The organism is Pseudomonas sp. Z1-12, from assembly GCF_051132015.1.
Classification (GTDB): Bacteria; Pseudomonadota; Gammaproteobacteria; order Pseudomonadales; family Pseudomonadaceae; genus Aquipseudomonas; species Aquipseudomonas zanjanensis.
The window spans coordinates 371,748-388,208 of the sequence record NZ_CP071647.1 but is presented as its reverse complement, the minus strand read 5'-3'; the positions used below and the strand labels follow the sequence as shown (position 1 = coordinate 388,208).

The window sequence follows — 16,461 nt, the reverse complement described above, 5'->3', positions numbered from 1 at the left end:
CTGCCAAAAACAGCGAGGGACCACTCATCCCCTCCGCACCCTTGCAGTTGAAAAACCCCACGCCACCCCCATATGAGTTCCATCCGGGCATTTTCGCCCCGCTGCGTGGAGACTCTTCCCTTGACCACCATCGTTTCAGTCCGCCGTCATGGCAAAGTCGTCATGGGCGGCGACGGCCAGGTTTCATTGGGCAACACCGTGATGAAAGGCAACGCGAAGAAAGTTCGTCGCCTGTATCACGGCGAGGTCATCGCCGGTTTCGCCGGGGCCACTGCCGACGCCTTCACGTTGTTCGAACGTTTCGAAGGCCAGCTTGAGAAACACCAGGGCCACTTGGTCCGCGCCGCCGTGGAGTTGGCCAAGGAATGGCGCACCGACCGCTCCCTGAGCCGCCTCGAAGCCATGCTCGCGGTCGCCAACAAGGACGCCTCGTTGATCATCACCGGCAACGGCGACGTCGTTGAGCCCGAGGATGGCCTGATCGCCATGGGTTCCGGCGGTGCCTACGCACAGGCCGCGGCCAGCGCCCTGCTGAAAAAGACCGACCTGTCGGCCCGCGAGATCGTCGAGACTGCCTTGGGCATCGCCGGCGACATCTGTGTCTTCACCAATCACACCCAGACCATTGAGGAGCAGGACCTCGCGGAGTAAGCCCTTCCAGGCCCAGACTTCTGCTTGAGGACCGCCAAATACTATGTCCATGACTCCCCGCGAAATCGTCCACGAACTCAACCGCCATATTATCGGCCAGGACGATGCCAAGCGCGCCGTCGCCATCGCCCTGCGTAACCGCTGGCGCCGGATGCAGCTGCCCGAAGAGCTGCGCGTCGAAGTGACCCCCAAGAACATCCTGATGATTGGCCCGACCGGTGTCGGCAAGACCGAAATCGCCCGACGCCTGGCCAAGCTCGCCAATGCGCCGTTCATCAAGGTCGAAGCCACCAAGTTCACCGAAGTCGGTTATGTCGGCCGCGACGTCGAATCGATCATCCGTGACTTGGCCGACGCGGCGATCAAGTTGCTGCGCGAACAGGAAATCACCAAGGTCCGCCATCGCGCCGAAGACGCTGCCGAAGAACGCATTCTCGATGCGCTCCTGCCGCCAGCGCGCATGGGCTTCAACGCCGACTCCGCCGCGACACAGGATTCCAACACCCGCCAGTTGTTCCGCAAGCGCCTGCGCGAAGGCCAACTGGATGACAAGGAAATCGAGATCGAAGTGGCCGAAATGGCTGGCGTCGACATTTCCGCGCCACCGGGCATGGAAGAAATGACCAACCAGTTGCAGAGCCTGTTTGCCAACATGGGCAAGGGCAAGAAGAAGAGCCGCAAGCTCAAGGTCAAGGAAGCGCTGAAACTGGTGCGCGACGAAGAAGCCGGCCGCCTGGTCAACGAAGAAGAATTGAAGGCCAAGGCACTGGAAGCGGTCGAGCAGCATGGCATCGTGTTTATCGATGAAATCGACAAGGTTGCCAAGCGCGGCAATGTCGGCGGTGCCGATGTGTCCCGCGAAGGCGTTCAACGCGACCTGCTGCCGCTGATCGAAGGCTGCACGGTCAACACCAAGCTGGGCATGGTCAAGACCGACCACATCCTGTTCATTGCGTCCGGCGCGTTCCACCTGAGCAAACCGAGCGACCTGGTGCCGGAGCTGCAGGGCCGCCTGCCGATCCGTGTCGAACTCAAGGCGCTGACGCCGGAAGACTTCGAGCGCATCCTCAGCGAGCCCCATGCGTCCCTGACCGAACAGTACTGCGCGCTGCTCAAGACCGAAGGCCTGAACATCGAGTTCACGCCAGAAGGCATCAAGCGCCTGGCCCAGATCGCCTGGCAGGTCAACGAGAAGACCGAGAACATCGGCGCCCGTCGCCTGCACACCCTGCTCGAACGCTTGCTCGAGGAAGTGTCGTTCAGCGCCGGCGACCTGGCCAGCGCCCACAACGAAGCGCCGATTCTCATCGACGCCGAATACGTCAACAGCCACCTGGGTGAACTGGCGCAGAACGAAGACCTGTCGCGGTATATCCTGTAAGCCACCGACATGTGAGCGGGCTCCTGTGGCGAGGGAGCTTGCTCCCGCTGGGCCGCGAAGCGGCCCCAAAACTCGTGACCGCCGCTTATCAAGCAAATTGTCGCGAGTCTTTTTGGGAGGGCTTCGCCCTGGAGCGCCAGCCCGGTCCAGCGGGAGCAAGCTCCCTCGCCACATAGCGTTCACATAAGGCTTCAAGAGGACGATCCCATGACCAAACTCCCCACCGCCATCAACCTGCACAAAGCCTCCAAGACCCTGACGCTCAAATACGCGCCGGACGAGGAGTATCACCTGCCCGCTGAATTCCTGCGGGTGCACTCGCCTTCCGCCGAGGTCCAGGGCCACGGCAAACCCATCCTGCAATACGGCAAGCTCAACGTCGCCCTGACCAAGGTCGAACCGGCCGGCCAGTACGCACTGAAACTGACCTTCGACGACGGCCACGACAGCGGTTTGTTCACCTGGGACTACCTCTACCAGTTGGCGGTGCGCCAGCAAGACTTGTGGAACGATTATCTTGACGAACTCAAGGCCGCCGGAAAAACCCGCGATCCGAACGAGTCCGTCGTCAAGCTGATGCTCTAACTCAAGGGCTGGCGCTTTAGGGCGAATTTTCTAGACTCATCTGCTTGAATGCCCGCGCAGCAACGTCAATGACTGGCCTGCTTGCGAAAAAAATTAAACTCGGGTAACCAATGGAGCTGGCAAGTTCCCTGCAAAGGAACCGGCGAGTTCCTGGCACACGTTTCCTCATTGCCCTCGATGCGGAATTTATGGTCACCCCGAGCAGCGTACCTGGTATTGGCCTTGCGGCTTCATGGCACGATCCCGGTACTCGTCTGAAGGACAATGGAGCGTCGTAGATGAGCAACAAGAACAACGATGAGTTGAAGTACCAAGCCTCGGAAAACACCCTGGGCTTGAATCCCGTCGTCGGCTTGCGCAGGAAAGACCTGCTGGCCTCTGCCCGGATGGTGCTGACCCAGGCCATCAAGCAACCACTGCACAGCGTCAAGCACGTCGCCCATTTCGGCGTCGAGCTCAAGAACGTCCTGTTCGGCAAGTCCGAGCTGCAACCGGCCGGCGACGATCGTCGCTTCGCCGACCCGGCGTGGAGCCAGAACCCACTCTACAAACGTTACCTGCAAACCTACCTGGCGTGGCGCAAGGAGCTGCACGCCTGGATCGACGACAGCAACCTCCCGCCCGCGGACATCAGCCGCGGGCATTTCGTAATCAACCTGATGACCGAAGCCATGGCCCCGACCAACTCGGCGGCCAACCCGGCGGCGGTCAAGCGCTTCTTCGAAACCGGCGGCAAGAGCCTGCTCGACGGGCTGTCCCACCTGGCCAAGGATATCGTGCACAACGGTGGGATGCCGAGCCAGGTGAACATGGGCGCGTTCGAGGTCGGCAAGAGCCTGGGCGTGACCGAAGGCGCCGTGGTGTTTCGCAACGACGTGCTGGAGCTGATCCAGTACCGGCCCATCACCGAGCAGGTCCACGAGCGACCGCTGCTGGTGGTGCCGCCACAGATCAACAAGTTCTACGTCTTCGACCTGAGCCCGGACAAGAGCCTGGCGCGTTTCTGCCTGCGCAGCAACGTACAGACGTTCATTGTCAGCTGGCGCAACCCCACCAAGGCGCAGCGCGAGTGGGGCCTGTCGACCTACATCGAGGCGCTCAAGGAAGCGGTGGACGTGGTCACGGCCATCACCGGCAGCAAGGACGTGAACATGCTCGGCGCCTGCTCCGGCGGCATCACCTGCACCGCGCTGCTGGGCCATTACGCCGCCCTCGGCGAGAAAAAGGTCAATGCCCTGACCTTGCTGGTGAGTGTGCTCGACACCACCCTGGACACCGACGTGGCGCTGTTCGTCGATGAACAGACCCTGGAAGCGGCCAAGCGCCACTCCTACCAGGCCGGCGTACTCGAAGGCCGCGACATGGCCAAGGTCTTTGCCTGGATGCGCCCCAACGACCTGATCTGGAACTACTGGGTCAACAATTACCTGTTGGGCAACGAACCGCCGGTGTTCGACATCCTGTTCTGGAACAACGACACCACACGGCTGCCGGCGGCGTTCCACGGCGACCTCATCGAAATGTTCAAGAACAATCCACTGATCCGCCCCAACGCATTGGAAGTGTGCGGCACGCCCATCGACCTCAAGCAGGTCACCGCCGACATCTTCTCGCTGGCCGGCACCAACGACCACATCACGCCATGGAAGTCCTGCTACAAGTCCGCGCAATTGTTCGGCGGCAAGGTGGAGTTCGTGCTGTCGAGCAGCGGTCATATCCAGAGCATTCTCAACCCGCCCGGCAACCCCAAGTCGCGCTACATGACCGGCGAGGACATGCCGGCCAAGGCCGAGGACTGGCAGGAAAACTCCACCAAGCACACCGACTCCTGGTGGCTGCACTGGCAGGCCTGGCAGGCCGAGCGCTCGGGAAAACTGAAAAAGGCCCCGACCGTGCTGGGCAACAAGGCCTACCCGGCCGGTGAAGCGGCGCCGGGCACCTATGTGCATGAGCGGTAATGGATGCAACTCGTCTGCTGCGGGGGTGGGCTTGCTCACGAATACATCCCGCCAGCCGACACTGAATGCAAGGCCCACGCGCTGGCGAACATCAAACTCATGTTCACAGCGGATCCAAATGTGGGAGCGAGCTTGCTCGCGATGACGGCGGCACATCCGACAGCAATGTAGGCTGACACACCGCAATCGCGAGCAAGCTCGCTCCCACAGGGATCGGGGAAAAATGAAAGACAGCGACCCAACCCACAGGGCTTGAAGCATGCCGCAACCGTACATCTTCCGTACCGTCGATCTGGATGGCCAGACCTTGCGCACCGCGGTACGTCCCGGCAAGCCTCACTTGACGCCATTGCTGATTTTCAACGGCATCGGCGCCAACCTGGAGCTGGTGTTTCCGTTCATCCAGGCCCTGGACCCGGACCTGGAAGTCATCGCCTTTGACGTGCCTGGCGTCGGCGGTTCATCGACGCCTAACCGGCCGTATCGCTTTCCGGGCCTGGCCAAACTCACCGCGCGGATGCTCGATTACCTCGACTACGGGCAGGTCAACGTGATCGGCGTATCCTGGGGGGGCGCCTTGGCCCAGCAGTTCGCCTACGACTACCCGGAGCGCTGCAAGAAGCTGGTATTGGCGGCCACAGCGGCCGGGGCGGTGATGGTGCCGGGCAAACCGAAGGTGCTGTGGATGATGGCCAGCCCCCGGCGCTATGTTCAACCGTCCCACGTGATGCGTATCGCGCCACTGATCTACGGTGGTTCGTTCCGCCGCGACCCGAGCCTGGCGGCCAGCCACGCAGCCAAGGTGCGTTCGGCGGGCAAGCTCGGTTATTACTGGCAACTGTTCGCCGGCCTCGGCTGGACCAGCATCCACTGGCTGCACAAGATCCACCAGCCAACCCTGGTGCTGGCCGGCGATGACGACCCGCTGATTCCACTGATCAACATGCGCATGCTGGCCTGGCGCATTCCCAACGCCCAATTGCACATCATCGATGACGGCCATCTGTTCCTGATCACCCGGGCCGAGGCGGTGGCGCCGATCATCATGAAATTCCTGGAGGAAGAACGTCAGCGCGCGGTGATGCATCCGCATCCCTCGCCGCTGGGCGGTGGCTGAAACCGCCCATTAGCGCCTGGCAGGACGCCGGATTGCGCAGCAACCCGAAACAGCGACTATGTTGTCTGGTTCGGTGTGTTTGTTTTTAGCCTGATGACGAAGGAGTTGACTCATGCGCGACAAACCGGCGAAGGGTTCCATGCCCGCACCTGCCAGTTTCATCAACGCACAAAGTGCGGTCACCGGACTGCGTGGCAGGGACCTGCTGTCCACCTTGCGCAGCGTGGCCGCACACGGCTTGCGCAACCCGGTGCACAGTGCCCGGCATGCGTTGAAACTGGGCAGTCAATTGGGCCGTGTGCTGCTGGGCGAGACCCTTCACCCCACCAACCCCACCAACCCCAACGACCCGCGTTTCGCCGACCCCACCTGGCAGCTCAACCCCTTCTACCGCCGCAGTTTGCAGGCCTACCTGAGTTGGCAAAAACAGGTCAAGAGCTGGATCGACGAAAGCGACATGAACGAGGACGATCGCGCCCGCGCCCACTTCGCCTTCGCCCTGCTCAACGACGCCGTAGCGCCGTCCAATACCTTGCTCAACCCGCTGGCGGTCAAGGAACTGTTCAACTCCGGCGGCTCCAGCCTGGTCCGCGGCATCAGCCACCTGGTGGACGATCTGCTGCACAACGACGGCTTGCCGCGCCAAACCACGCCCCACGCCTTTGAAGTAGGCAAGACCCTGGCGACCACGCCCGGCGCGGTGGTGTTTCGCAACGAACTGCTCGAACTGATCCAGTACCGGCCCATGAGCGAAAAGCAGTACGCCAAGCCATTGCTGATCGTCCCGCCGCAGATCAACAAGTTCTACATCTTCGACCTCAGCCCCTCCAACAGCTTTGTCCAGTACGCCCTGAAAAACGGTTTGCAGGTCTTCATCATCAGTTGGCGCAACCCGGACGTACGCCACCGCGAATGGGGCCTGTCCAGCTATGTCGAGGCCACCGAAGAGGCGATGAATGTGTGCCGGGCGATCACTGGCGCTCGCGAGGTCAACCTGATGGGCGCCTGCGCCGGGGGCATGACCATTGCCGCCCTGCAAGGCCACCTGCAAGCCAAGCGCCAGCTGCGCCGGGTCGCCAGCGCCACGTACCTGGTGAGCCTGCTGGACAGCCAGATCGACAGCCCGGCCACGCTGTTCATCGACGAGCAGACTCTCGAAGCCGCCAAGCGCCGCTCCTACCAGAAAGGCATCCTCGATGGTCGCGACATGGCCCGGGTGTTCGCCTGGATGCGCCCCAACGATCTGATCTGGACCTACTTCATCAACAACTACCTGCTGGGCAAGGAGCCGCCAGCCTTCGACATCCTCTACTGGAACAACGACTGCACGCGGCTGCCGGCGGCCTACCACGGCGACCTGCTGGACTTCTTCAAGCACAACCCACTGACCCATCCCGGCGGCCTGGAAGTGTGCGGCACGCCCATCGACCTGCAAAAAGTGACAGTGGACAGCTTCAGCGTGGGCGGTATCAACGACCACATCACGCCCTGGGACGCGGTGTATCGCTCGACCCTCCTGCTGGGGGGCGAAAAACGCTTCGTGCTCTCCAACAGCGGCCATGTCCAGAGCATCCTCAACCCGCCAGGCAACCCCAAGGCCAACTACATCGAAAGCGCGAAACTGAGCAGCGACCCGCGAGCCTGGTACTACGACGCCACGCATGTCGAAGGCAGCTGGTGGACGCAATGGCTGGGCTGGATCCAGGCTCGCTCCGGCGCCCAGCACGAAACCCAGATGACCTTGGGCAACGTTAATTACCCGCCGCTGGACGCCGCCCCTGGAACCTATGTTCGCGTGCGCTGAAGGCCTCACGCCACGGCCAGGCGCTTGGCCGTGGCACGACTTGACATTAAGAAGACCGGATGAAAACCCGCGACCGCATCCTTGAATGTGCCCTGCAATTATTCAACGAAAAGGGCGAGCCGAACGTATCGACGATGGAAGTTGCCAACGAAATGGGCATCAGCCCAGGCAACCTCTACTACCACTTCCATGGCAAGGAACCGCTGATCCTCGGGCTGTTCGAGCGCTTCCAGAGCGAGCTGGCGCCGCTGCTCGACCCTCCGGCGGACGCGCAGTTGGCGCCGGAAGACTACTGGCTGTTCCTGCACTTGATCGTCGAGCGCCTGGCCCAGTACCGGTTTCTGTTCCAGGACCTGTCCAACCTGGCCGGACGCCTGCCAAAGCTGGCCAAGGGCATCCGTCAGTTGCTCAACGCCCTGAAGCGAACCCTCGCCTCACTGCTGGCGCAACTCAAGGCGCAGGAGCTGCTGGTCAGCGATACCCAGGCCCTGGGGCAGTTGGTGGAGCAGATCACCATGACCTTGCTGTTCTCCCTGGACTATCAGCGGATCCTCGGCCGCGAGGGCGAGGTTCGATTGGTGGTCTACCAGATCATGATGCTGGTGGCCCCGCACCTGCCGCCTGCGACCAAAGTGGCGACCGAACGATTGGCGCTGCGATACCTGGAAGAGCACGACTAACCAGTGGCAGGTCCATTGTGGGAGCGAGCTTGCTCCGGGCGGCGATCCGACGATGACGGCCGCACATCCACCATCAATGTGACTGACCCACCGCTATCGCGAGCAAGCTCGCTCCCACAGGTTGACCTGCGTACAAATAAAAAAGCCCGGCCTACATAGACCGGGCATTTTTATCAGCCCTGATATCAGGACTGGGTAGATGGCGGCGTTGGAGCCTGCGCCGGTGCTGGAGTGGCGACCGGGGTCGGAGCCGCGGCGGAGTTCGTCGTGCTCGCCGGGGTTGCCGGTTTGGCGGCCGCGGTGGGTGCCTTGGGTGCGGCAGCCTTTGGCGCGGCCGGTTTTTTCACGGCAGGCTTTTTCGCCGCAGCAGGTTTGGCCGCCGCTTTTGCCGCAGGCTTGGCAGCGGGTTTAGCCGCTGGTTTAGCCGCCGCAGGTTTAGCTGCCGCCGTCTTGGCCGCCGGTTTGGCTGCAGGTTTTGCAGCAGGCTTGGCGGCCGCTTTCGCCGCTACCGGTTTGGCTGCCGCCTTGGCAGCGGGTTTGGCCGCTGCGGTTTTAGCCGCTGGCTTGGCCGCTGCTTTCGCCGCAGGTTTGGCTGCGGGTTTTGCCGCCGCCTTGACCAGTGGCTTGGCGGCCGTTTTAGCGGCCGGCTTGGCCGCCGCCGTCTTGGTCGCCACGGGTGCGACTTTGGCGCCGGTGAGTTTTTCGATCTGCTTGGTCAGTGTGTCGACCTTGCTGTGCAGCGCCTTGACTTCATTACGGCTCGGCACGCCCAGGCGGGAGATCGCACTGTTCAGACGCTTGTCGAAAGCCCCTTCCAGTTCGTCCCATTTGCCCAGTGCACGATCTTTCACGCCGCCGATTCGCGACTTGGCGGACTCGGCAGAGTCCTTGGCTGCATCGACTTGTTTGCCGACCGCCGTCTTGGTGAGTTTTTCGGCCTTTTCGCCGTCCTTAACCAGAGACTCGAAGAGCTTGCTGCCGTCAGTGTCGATCTTCGAGTACACGCCTAAACCAGCCAGCCAGATTTTGCGGGAATACTTTTCAATCTTCCCGGCCCACGAGCTGCCTTCTTTTTCTGTGATTTTTTTGCCAGCCATCCCGTTCTCCTTAATGTTTACGCGCGACACGTTCGAGCAATGCTGTCAGCTCATCGAGCTTAGCAGAGAGTGCCTCAACGTCATGTTTAGACGGAATGCCGATACGATTCAAGGCACTTGCAACCCGGGCATCGAATACCTTCTCGACTTTATCGAGTTGTACTTCAACCCGAGCCTTGAACGTATTGACGTCGGTCTTGGCTTCAATCAATTCGCTGTTGGCCGCTTCAAGTTTCCCGGCAATTTTCTTTTTGCCTTTGGTTTCAATAAGTTCGCCAGCTTTTACCAACTCTTGAAAATACTCGCCGCCTTCCTGACCGACCTTCGTGTAGGCGCCCAGACCCGCCAGCCAGATCTTGCGCGCGTACGTTTTCACGTCGCTGAGCGTGGAAGATTCAACGTCGGTTTTTTTCTTGAAAATAACTTTGGCCATGGTGCACCTCACTTGAAAAAGGTTTGAGGAACTGCCCGCACAGGGACGGGCTCAGGCACAAAGTAGTGGCAATAATTAGAAACGGCACCCTAACAACTGACACATATCCCGAAGGTGACGACTGCCATTGTGGGAGCGAGCTTGCTCGCGATGGCGGAGTGTCAGCCAAGCTTGATGTGACTGAATCAATGCAATCGCGAGCAAGCTCGCTCCCACAGGGGTAAGTGGTGAACCTTAATTTGCATTCGCCACCCTTCGGTCAATCAAGCCAACGCCTTATCCAGCGCCTTTTCGATTTCGCCTTTGATCGTGCCGCTCATGGCCGACATCAACATGCCCAGCTCCACGTCGACGCGAATCGAATCCTCGCCCACGTGCACTTCGCCCTTGACCCCGGAACGCTTGAGTTTCAGCGTGTCGCCTTCCCAAGTAGGCTCCAGGCCATAGCCGCTGGACAACTTTGCGGCCAACTTGTCAGCCTTTTGGCGGGCCGCTTCCTTGCCCAAGCCATGGGCACGTTCAACAGTAATACGGGCCATCTGATAACTCCTGCCGGATCGAGACTTGCCTGAACGTTCAGACCCTACCTGCGTCAAAACGTCCCGGCGGTCGCCCATCTTACCTTCAGCCTTGCCAAGACAAAGCCCTCCACCGGGATTAGAATGTCCCGCATTCTTTTTTGGTGACCGCGATATGACTGATCAGCGCAAAGGCAGCGATGCCGAACCCACCACTCACTTCGGCTTCAAGAACGTGCCGGAAAGCCAGAAGGCGGAAAAAGTCGCCGAGGTTTTTCACTCCGTAGCCGCCAAGTACGACTTGATGAACGACCTGCTCTCGGGCGGCATGCACCGCCTCTGGAAGCGTTTCGCGATCGAGTTGTCGGGCGTGCGCAGTGGTAACCGCGTGCTGGACATCGCCGGCGGCACGGGCGACCTGACGAAGAAGTTCTCCCACATCGTCGGGCCGACCGGCCAGGTGGTCCTGGCCGACATCAACGAATCCATGCTCAAGGTCGGTCGCGACCGCCTGCTGGACCTGGGTGTGGCCGGCAATGTCGAATTCGTCCAGGCCGACGCCGAGAAGCTGCCGTTCCCCGATAACCATTTCGACTGCGTGACCATCGCTTTCGGCCTGCGCAACGTCACCCACAAGGAAGACGCCCTGCGTTCGATGCTGCGCGTGCTCAAGCCCGGCGGTCGCCTGCTGGTGCTGGAGTTCTCCAAGCCAACCAACGCGCTGATGTCCAAGGCCTATGACGCCTACTCGTTCGCCTTCATGCCGTTGATGGGCAAGCTGATCACCAATGACTCGGAAAGCTACCGCTACCTGGCCGAATCGATCCGCATGCACCCGAACCAGGAAACCCTGAAGTCGATGATGGTCGAGGCCGGTTTCGACCGCGTGACCTACCACAACATGACCGCAGGCATCGTCGCCCTGCATCGCGGTATCAAGCCCTGATGTTGCTCACCGGCCTGCTCGCCAGCGTCGAACTCGGCCTCAACCGGGTGCTGCGCCTGGACAGCACGGCGCTCCCGCGCCTGGCGCACTTGAGCGGCAAAGTGATCGCCGTCGACTGCCGTAGCCCGGCGTTGCGGTTATTCATCCTGCCCAGCGACGAAGGCCTGATGCTCGCCGCCCACTGGGAAGCCGAAGTGGACTGCACGCTGCGCGCACCGGCGTCGAGCCTGCTGAGCCTGGCCCTGGGCAAGGACAAGAGCGCGGTGCTGCACAGCCCCGACATCGAGCTCGACGGCGACAGCGGCGTACTGCTGGAACTGGCGGCGATTCTCCAGGATCTGGAGCTGGACTGGGAATACGAAGTGTCCCGCTGGATCGGCCCGGTGGCGACCCAGCTACTCAGCGGTCATTTGAACAGCCGCCGCCGCTGGTATCGCCAGGGCTTCGCCAGCCTGGGACAGAATCTGAGTGAATACCTGGCCGAAGAATCGCGTACCCTCGTAGGCCAACGCGAGGCCCAGGCCCGTTTTGATGAACTGGACCAGGTCAAGGTTGACCTGGAACGACTCGAGGCGCGTTTCGAGCGCCTTTCCCGATCCCTTGAAACCAAGCGATAACGCATGAAGCTGCTTGCCGTCCGCCGTTTGTTGCGCATCCAGCGCGTCGTGATCCGCTACCGCCTCGATGACCTGCTGTTCGCCTTGCCGTTGCCCTGGTTTCTCCTGGCGATGCGTTTCGTGCTGCCGTGGCGCTGGTTTCCCCGGCGAACCCTGGACCTGACGCGCGGCGCGCGCTTGCGCCTGGCTCTGCAGGACCTGGGACCGATCTTCATCAAGTTCGGGCAGATCCTCTCGACCCGTCGCGACCTGTTGCCCGAAGACATCGCCGACGAGCTGATGTTGCTGCAAGACCGCGTGCCGCCGTTCGATTCCAAGCTGTCGGTGGCGCTGATCGAGGAACAGCTGGGCAAGAAGATCAGCGAAGTCTTCAGCCGTTTCGATGTCGAGCCCCTGGCCTCGGCTTCCGTGGCCCAGGTTCACGCCGCGCAACTCAAGAGCGGCGAAGAAGTGGTGGTCAAGGTCATTCGCCCGGGCCTCAAGCCGATCATCGCCCAGGACCTGGCGTGGCTGTTCATTCTCGCCCGTGCCGCCGAGCGGCTGTCGGCCGATGCCCGTCTGCTGCACCCGGTGGACGTGGTCCAGGATTACGAAAAAACCATCTACGACGAACTCGACCTGCTGCGCGAGGCCGCCAACGCCAGCCAGTTGCGCCGCAACTTCGAGGGCTCGCCGCTGCTCTATGTGCCGCAAGTCTATTGGGACTGGTGCCGGCCGAAAGTATTGGTGATGGAGCGCATCTACGGCATCCAGGTGACTGACCTGGCGACCTTGGCCGACCAGCGCACTGACATGAAATTGCTGGCCGAGCGCGGCGTGGAAATTTTCTTCACCCAGGTGTTTCGCGACAGTTTCTTCCACGCCGACATGCACCCGGGCAACATCTTCGTCAGCACCGTGCAGCCATGGAGCCCGCAATACATTGCCATCGACTGCGGCATCGTCGGCAGCCTGACCCCTGAGGACCAGGACTACCTGGCACGTAACCTGTTCGCCTTCTTCAAGCGTGACTACCGTCGCGTCGCCCAACTGCACATCGATTCAGGCTGGGTGCCGGCCGAGACCAAGCTCAACGAATTCGAAGCGGCGATCCGTACCGTGTGCGAACCGATCTTCGAAAAACCGTTAAAAGATATTTCCTTCGGCCAGGTGCTGATGCGCCTGTTCCAGACTGCGCGTCGCTTCAACATGGAGGTCCAGCCGCAGTTGGTGCTGTTGCAGAAAACCCTGCTGAACATCGAGGGTCTGGGTCGTCAACTGTACCCGGACCTCGACCTGTGGAACACCGCCCAACCGTTCCTCGAACGCTGGATGCGCGAGCGCGTCAGCCCGCGAACCTTGCTGGGCAACGTGCAGAGCCAGTTCGAGCAGATCCCGCACCTGGCCAACATGACCCGCGACCTGCTCGAACGCATGTCCCAGCCCCACGCCCACGACCCGGCGCCCCCATGGCACCGACGCAAGGACGACTGGCTGTTGCGCCTGCTTGGCGCGGCTCACCTGGGTGGCGGCGCGGTGCTGGCGACCGGCGGGCCGCTGAGCCAACTGGGCCATTGGCCGGCCGGTATCATGGTGGTGGTCGGTCTGTATCTGGTCGTTCGTCGATAGCCAGCACCGGTTCACGCTGGCACACTGTTTCAACGCTGGGCCCGCCGATTCCAGGTGCGCGGCCCATGGTCGGAGTCAACGATGAAAAACTGGCAGGACGAGATCAAGTGGGACGCTGACGGCCTGGTGCCGGCCATCGCCCAGGACCACAAGACCGGGCGCGTATTGATGATGGCCTGGATGAACCGCGAAGCACTGGCCCTGACCGCTGCCGAGAACCGCGCCATCTATTGGTCACGTTCCCGTGGCAAGCTGTGGCGCAAGGGTGAAGAGTCCGGCCACGTGCAGCACCTGCATGAGATGCGCCTGGACTGCGACGGCGACGTCATCATCCTGATGGTCGAGCAGGTCGGCGAGATTGCCTGCCACACCGGCCGTCAAAGCTGCTTTTATCGCGTCTTCGAGAACGGCGATTGGAAAACCGTCGACCCGGTGCTCAAGGACCCGCATGCCATTTATTCAGGACATACCCATGAGTGACACCCTGACCCGCCTGGCCCAGGTGCTGGAAGAGCGCAAGGGCGCCGCCGCCGACAGTTCCTATGTCGCCAGCCTGTACCACAAGGGCTTGAACAAGATTCTGGAGAAAGTCGGCGAAGAGTCGGTCGAGACCATCATCGCAGCCAAGGACGCCGCCATCAGCGGCGACTGCAGCGACGTGATCTACGAGACCGCCGACCTGTGGTTTCACAGCCTGGTCATGCTGGCCCAACTGGGGCAGCATCCGCAGGCCGTACTGGATGAATTGGACCGTCGTTTCGGTCTGTCCGGGCACGTCGAGAAAGCCTCGCGCCCGTCCGCCTGATCAATTTTTGAGAGGAGTAGCCACATGGGTATCTTTGACTGGAAACACTGGGTCGTCATCCTGGTCGTCGTGGTGCTGGTGTTCGGTACCAAGAAACTGAAAAACCTCGGCACCGATGTCGGCGAGTCGATCAAGGGCTTTCGCAAAGCCATGAACGATGATGAAAAACCGGCCGATCCGACGACCACCCAAGCCCAGCCCGGCCAACCGGCCCAACCGGTACACCCGCAGGCCACGCAGCCTGTGAATGCACCGAATACCATCGATGTGCAGGCCCAGAAAGTCGAAGAGCCCATCCGCAAAGACTCGTGAGCACTGACTAATGTTTGGGATCAGCTTCACTGAACTGCTGCTCGTCGGCCTCGTCGCCCTGTTGGTACTAGGCCCCGAGCGCCTGCCGGGTGCTGCGCGCACTGCCGGTCTGTGGATCGGGCGCCTGAAGCGCAGCTTCAATGCGATCAAACAGGAAGTTGAACGTGAAATCGGTGCCGACGATATCCGTCGGCAACTGCACAACGAGCATATTCTGTCCCTGGAGCAGGAAGCGCGGAAAATCTTCACGCCGACCCAGCAGGAGCCAACGCCGGTCCAGCCCGTGGCCGAGCCGACGATGGCTTCCCAAACGCCAGAAAGCGGCGTGCCGGTGGCAGAACCGGCGCCAGCGACACCGACGGTAGCGGACACAGCCTCCACCGCTGCGCCTAACGACCCTACTTTGCCGCCGCGAGCCCCATGAGCGATATCCCTGAAAACGACCAGCCGATGCCGCTGGTATCGCACCTCACCGAGTTGCGCACCCGCCTGCTGCGTTGCGTCGCGGCGGTTTTCATCATCTTCGCCGGGCTGTTTTCGTTCACCCAGCAGATCTACACCTTCGTCTCCACGCCGCTGCGCCAGTACTTGCCCGTAGGGGCGACGATGATCGCCACCGACGTGTCGTCGCCGTTCCTGACGCCACTGAAGCTGACGATGATGGTCTCGCTGTTCCTGGCGATCCCGGTGATCCTGCACCAGATCTGGGGCTTCATCGCACCGGGCCTGTACAAGCATGAAAAACGCATCGCCGTGCCGCTGCTGGTGTCCAGCATCCTGCTGTTCTACACCGGCATGGCCTTCGCCTATTACCTGGTGTTCCCGCTGATCTTCAAGTTCTTCGCCGCCGCCACCCCGGCGGGCGTGGAGATGATGACGGACATCAGCAGCTACCTGGATTTCGTCATGACGCTGTTCTTCGCCTTCGGCGTGGCGTTCGAAATCCCGGTGGCGGTGGTGCTGCTGGTGTGGATCGGCGTGGTCGACGTCGCCTACCTGAAGAAGATCCGCCCCTACGTGATCATCGGCTGCTTCGTGGTCGGCATGATCCTGACCCCGCCGGACATCTTCTCCCAGACCCTGTTGGCCGTGCCGATGTGGCTACTGTTCGAGATCGGCATCCTGTTCGGCGGCCTGGTGCGCAAACGTCGGCAGGAAGACCCCGAGGACCAACCGGTCGATGACCACAACGATCAGCCGCCAGCGACCCAAGCGTGAACCTGCTGCTGCTCGAAGAGGCCGATTTCATCGGGCCTGACCGCGTCATCCTGAGCGATCGCCGGTTGACCCACATGCAGGAAGTCCACCGCAGCGCGGTCGGCGACAGCCTGCGTGTCGGGCGCATTGGCGGGTTGATGGGCACAGCCCAGGTGCTGCGCCTGGAAGCTCGGGAAGCCGAACTGCAAGTGATCCTCGACCAGGCGCCACCGGCCAAGTTGCCGCTGACCCTGATGCTCGCCCTGCCGCGTCCGAAAATGCTCCGGCGAGTGTTCCAGACCGTTGCCACCATGGGCGTGCCGCGGGTGGTGCTGGTCAACAGCTATCGCGTGGAAAAGAGCTTTTGGCAGACGCCGTTCCTGGAGCCCAAGGCGATTCGTGAGCAATTGATCCTGGGCCTGGAGCAGGCTCGGGACAGCGTGCTGCCTGAAATCGTCATTGAAAAACGCTTCAAGCCCTTCGTTGAAGACCGCCTGCCGGCCCTTGTGGACGGGACCCTCGGGCTGGTCGGTCACCCGGGCAACCACCCGCCCTGCCCCCGGGCCCTGACGGAACCCGTCACCCTGGCAATTGGCCCCGAAGGAGGCTGGATCCCCTACGAGATCGACCTGCTGGGCAAGGCCGGCTTGCAACCGGTGCAGTTGGGAGAGCGGATCCTGCGGGTCGAAACTGCCGTTACGGCCCTACTAGCGCGGCTGTTCTAACGGCCCGACTGTTTCCCTGTGGCGAGG

Annotated in this window: 18 protein-coding genes and 1 pseudogene; 16 read left to right on the top strand and 3 right to left on the bottom strand. The window is 61.7% G+C overall.

Features of this window, described 5'->3' with window-relative positions; translation table 11 throughout:
• Window positions 1-120: 120 nt before the first annotated feature.
• The 7 genes from hslV (at window position 121) to J3P85_RS01700 (ending at window position 8,176) form a co-directional block, all read left to right on the top strand.
• Window positions 121-651 (top strand): ATP-dependent protease subunit HslV, encoded by a 531-nt coding sequence (gene hslV / locus J3P85_RS01730; protein WP_003196958.1) that lies wholly within the window; start codon window positions 121-123, stop codon window positions 649-651.
• Between the two features lie 43 nt (window positions 652-694).
• The gene (gene hslU, locus J3P85_RS01725) at window positions 695-2,032 is read left to right on the top strand and encodes an ATP-dependent protease ATPase subunit HslU (RefSeq protein ID WP_411386266.1); all 1,338 of its coding nucleotides are present in this window, start codon (window positions 695-697) and stop codon (window positions 2,030-2,032) included.
• Between the two features lie 207 nt (window positions 2,033-2,239).
• On the top strand, window positions 2,240-2,617 hold the full coding sequence (locus J3P85_RS01720) for a gamma-butyrobetaine hydroxylase-like domain-containing protein (RefSeq protein ID WP_207962976.1): 378 nt from the start codon (window positions 2,240-2,242) through the stop codon (window positions 2,615-2,617).
• 278 nt (window positions 2,618-2,895) lie between these two features.
• Window positions 2,896-4,575, top strand: a complete 1,680-nt coding sequence (gene phaC, locus J3P85_RS01715; protein WP_186706094.1) for a class II poly(R)-hydroxyalkanoic acid synthase — start codon at window positions 2,896-2,898, stop codon at window positions 4,573-4,575.
• 259 nt (window positions 4,576-4,834) lie between these two features.
• Window positions 4,835-5,692: a poly(3-hydroxyalkanoate) depolymerase gene (gene phaZ, locus J3P85_RS01710; protein WP_003186648.1), complete on the top strand. Its 858-nt coding sequence runs from the start codon at window positions 4,835-4,837 to the stop codon at window positions 5,690-5,692.
• 112 nt (window positions 5,693-5,804) lie between these two features.
• Window positions 5,805-7,496 carry a class II poly(R)-hydroxyalkanoic acid synthase gene (gene phaC, locus J3P85_RS01705; RefSeq protein ID WP_434704679.1) on the top strand — a complete coding sequence of 564 codons (1,692 nt, stop codon included), beginning with the start codon at window positions 5,805-5,807 and terminating at the stop codon, window positions 7,494-7,496.
• Window positions 7,497-7,555: 59 nt separating this feature from the next.
• The gene (locus J3P85_RS01700) at window positions 7,556-8,176 is read left to right on the top strand and encodes a TetR/AcrR family transcriptional regulator (RefSeq protein ID WP_434704678.1); all 621 of its coding nucleotides are present in this window, start codon (window positions 7,556-7,558) and stop codon (window positions 8,174-8,176) included.
• Window positions 8,177-8,361: 185 nt separating this feature from the next.
• On the opposite strand, the gene J3P85_RS01695 is transcribed toward J3P85_RS01700, so the two are convergent.
• From J3P85_RS01695 to J3P85_RS01685, 3 genes are all read right to left on the bottom strand, one after another.
• Complete coding sequence (locus tag J3P85_RS01695) at window positions 8,362-9,273, bottom strand: phasin family protein (RefSeq protein WP_434704677.1); 912 nt, start codon at window positions 9,271-9,273, stop codon at window positions 8,362-8,364.
• 10 nt (window positions 9,274-9,283) lie between these two features.
• Complete coding sequence (locus J3P85_RS01690; protein ID WP_434704676.1) at window positions 9,284-9,706, bottom strand: phasin family protein; 423 nt, start codon at window positions 9,704-9,706, stop codon at window positions 9,284-9,286.
• A 263-nt stretch (window positions 9,707-9,969) separates the two neighbouring features.
• On the bottom strand, window positions 9,970-10,245 hold the full coding sequence (locus J3P85_RS01685) for a polyhydroxyalkanoic acid system family protein (RefSeq protein WP_434704675.1): 276 nt from the start codon (window positions 10,243-10,245) through the stop codon (window positions 9,970-9,972).
• 154 nt (window positions 10,246-10,399) lie between these two features.
• On the opposite strand from J3P85_RS01685, the gene ubiE reads away from it, so the two are divergent.
• The 9 genes and pseudogenes from ubiE to J3P85_RS01640 all read left to right on the top strand — a co-directional run bounded on the left by ubiE (window position 10,400) and on the right by J3P85_RS01640 (window position 16,434).
• A complete protein-coding gene (ubiE, locus tag J3P85_RS01680) occupies window positions 10,400-11,170 on the top strand; it encodes a bifunctional demethylmenaquinone methyltransferase/2-methoxy-6-polyprenyl-1,4-benzoquinol methylase UbiE (RefSeq protein ID WP_003196937.1) in 771 nt (256 codons plus the stop codon).
• Window positions 11,170-11,794: pseudogene (locus J3P85_RS01675) on the top strand (ubiquinone biosynthesis accessory factor UbiJ). Before ubiE ends, J3P85_RS01675 begins: the two are co-directional and overlap by 1 nt.
• On the top strand, window positions 11,791-13,395 hold the full coding sequence (ubiB, locus tag J3P85_RS01670) for a ubiquinone biosynthesis regulatory protein kinase UbiB (protein WP_434704674.1): 1,605 nt from the start codon (window positions 11,791-11,793) through the stop codon (window positions 13,393-13,395). Before J3P85_RS01675 ends, ubiB begins: the two are co-directional and overlap by 4 nt.
• A gap of 81 nt (window positions 13,396-13,476) precedes the next feature.
• Window positions 13,477-13,875 (top strand): phosphoribosyl-AMP cyclohydrolase, encoded by a 399-nt coding sequence (hisI, locus tag J3P85_RS01665; RefSeq protein WP_003196931.1) that lies wholly within the window; start codon window positions 13,477-13,479, stop codon window positions 13,873-13,875.
• Complete coding sequence (locus tag J3P85_RS01660; RefSeq protein ID WP_003186671.1) at window positions 13,868-14,200, top strand: phosphoribosyl-ATP diphosphatase; 333 nt, start codon at window positions 13,868-13,870, stop codon at window positions 14,198-14,200. Before hisI ends, J3P85_RS01660 begins: the two co-directional genes overlap by 8 nt.
• A 24-nt stretch (window positions 14,201-14,224) precedes the next feature.
• Window positions 14,225-14,512, top strand: coding sequence for a twin-arginine translocase TatA/TatE family subunit (locus J3P85_RS01655; protein ID WP_186706102.1), 288 nt, complete (start codon window positions 14,225-14,227; stop codon window positions 14,510-14,512).
• A gap of 10 nt (window positions 14,513-14,522) precedes the next feature.
• On the top strand, window positions 14,523-14,936 hold the full coding sequence (gene tatB, locus J3P85_RS01650) for a Sec-independent protein translocase protein TatB (RefSeq protein WP_434704673.1): 414 nt from the start codon (window positions 14,523-14,525) through the stop codon (window positions 14,934-14,936).
• Window positions 14,933-15,730: a twin-arginine translocase subunit TatC gene (gene tatC / locus J3P85_RS01645; RefSeq protein ID WP_186706104.1), complete on the top strand. Its 798-nt coding sequence runs from the start codon at window positions 14,933-14,935 to the stop codon at window positions 15,728-15,730. The genes tatB and tatC overlap by 4 nt, the downstream gene beginning before the upstream one ends.
• On the top strand, window positions 15,727-16,434 hold the full coding sequence (locus J3P85_RS01640) for a 16S rRNA (uracil(1498)-N(3))-methyltransferase (RefSeq protein ID WP_434704672.1): 708 nt from the start codon (window positions 15,727-15,729) through the stop codon (window positions 16,432-16,434). Before tatC ends, J3P85_RS01640 begins: the two co-directional genes overlap by 4 nt.
• Window positions 16,435-16,461 lie beyond the last annotated feature (27 nt).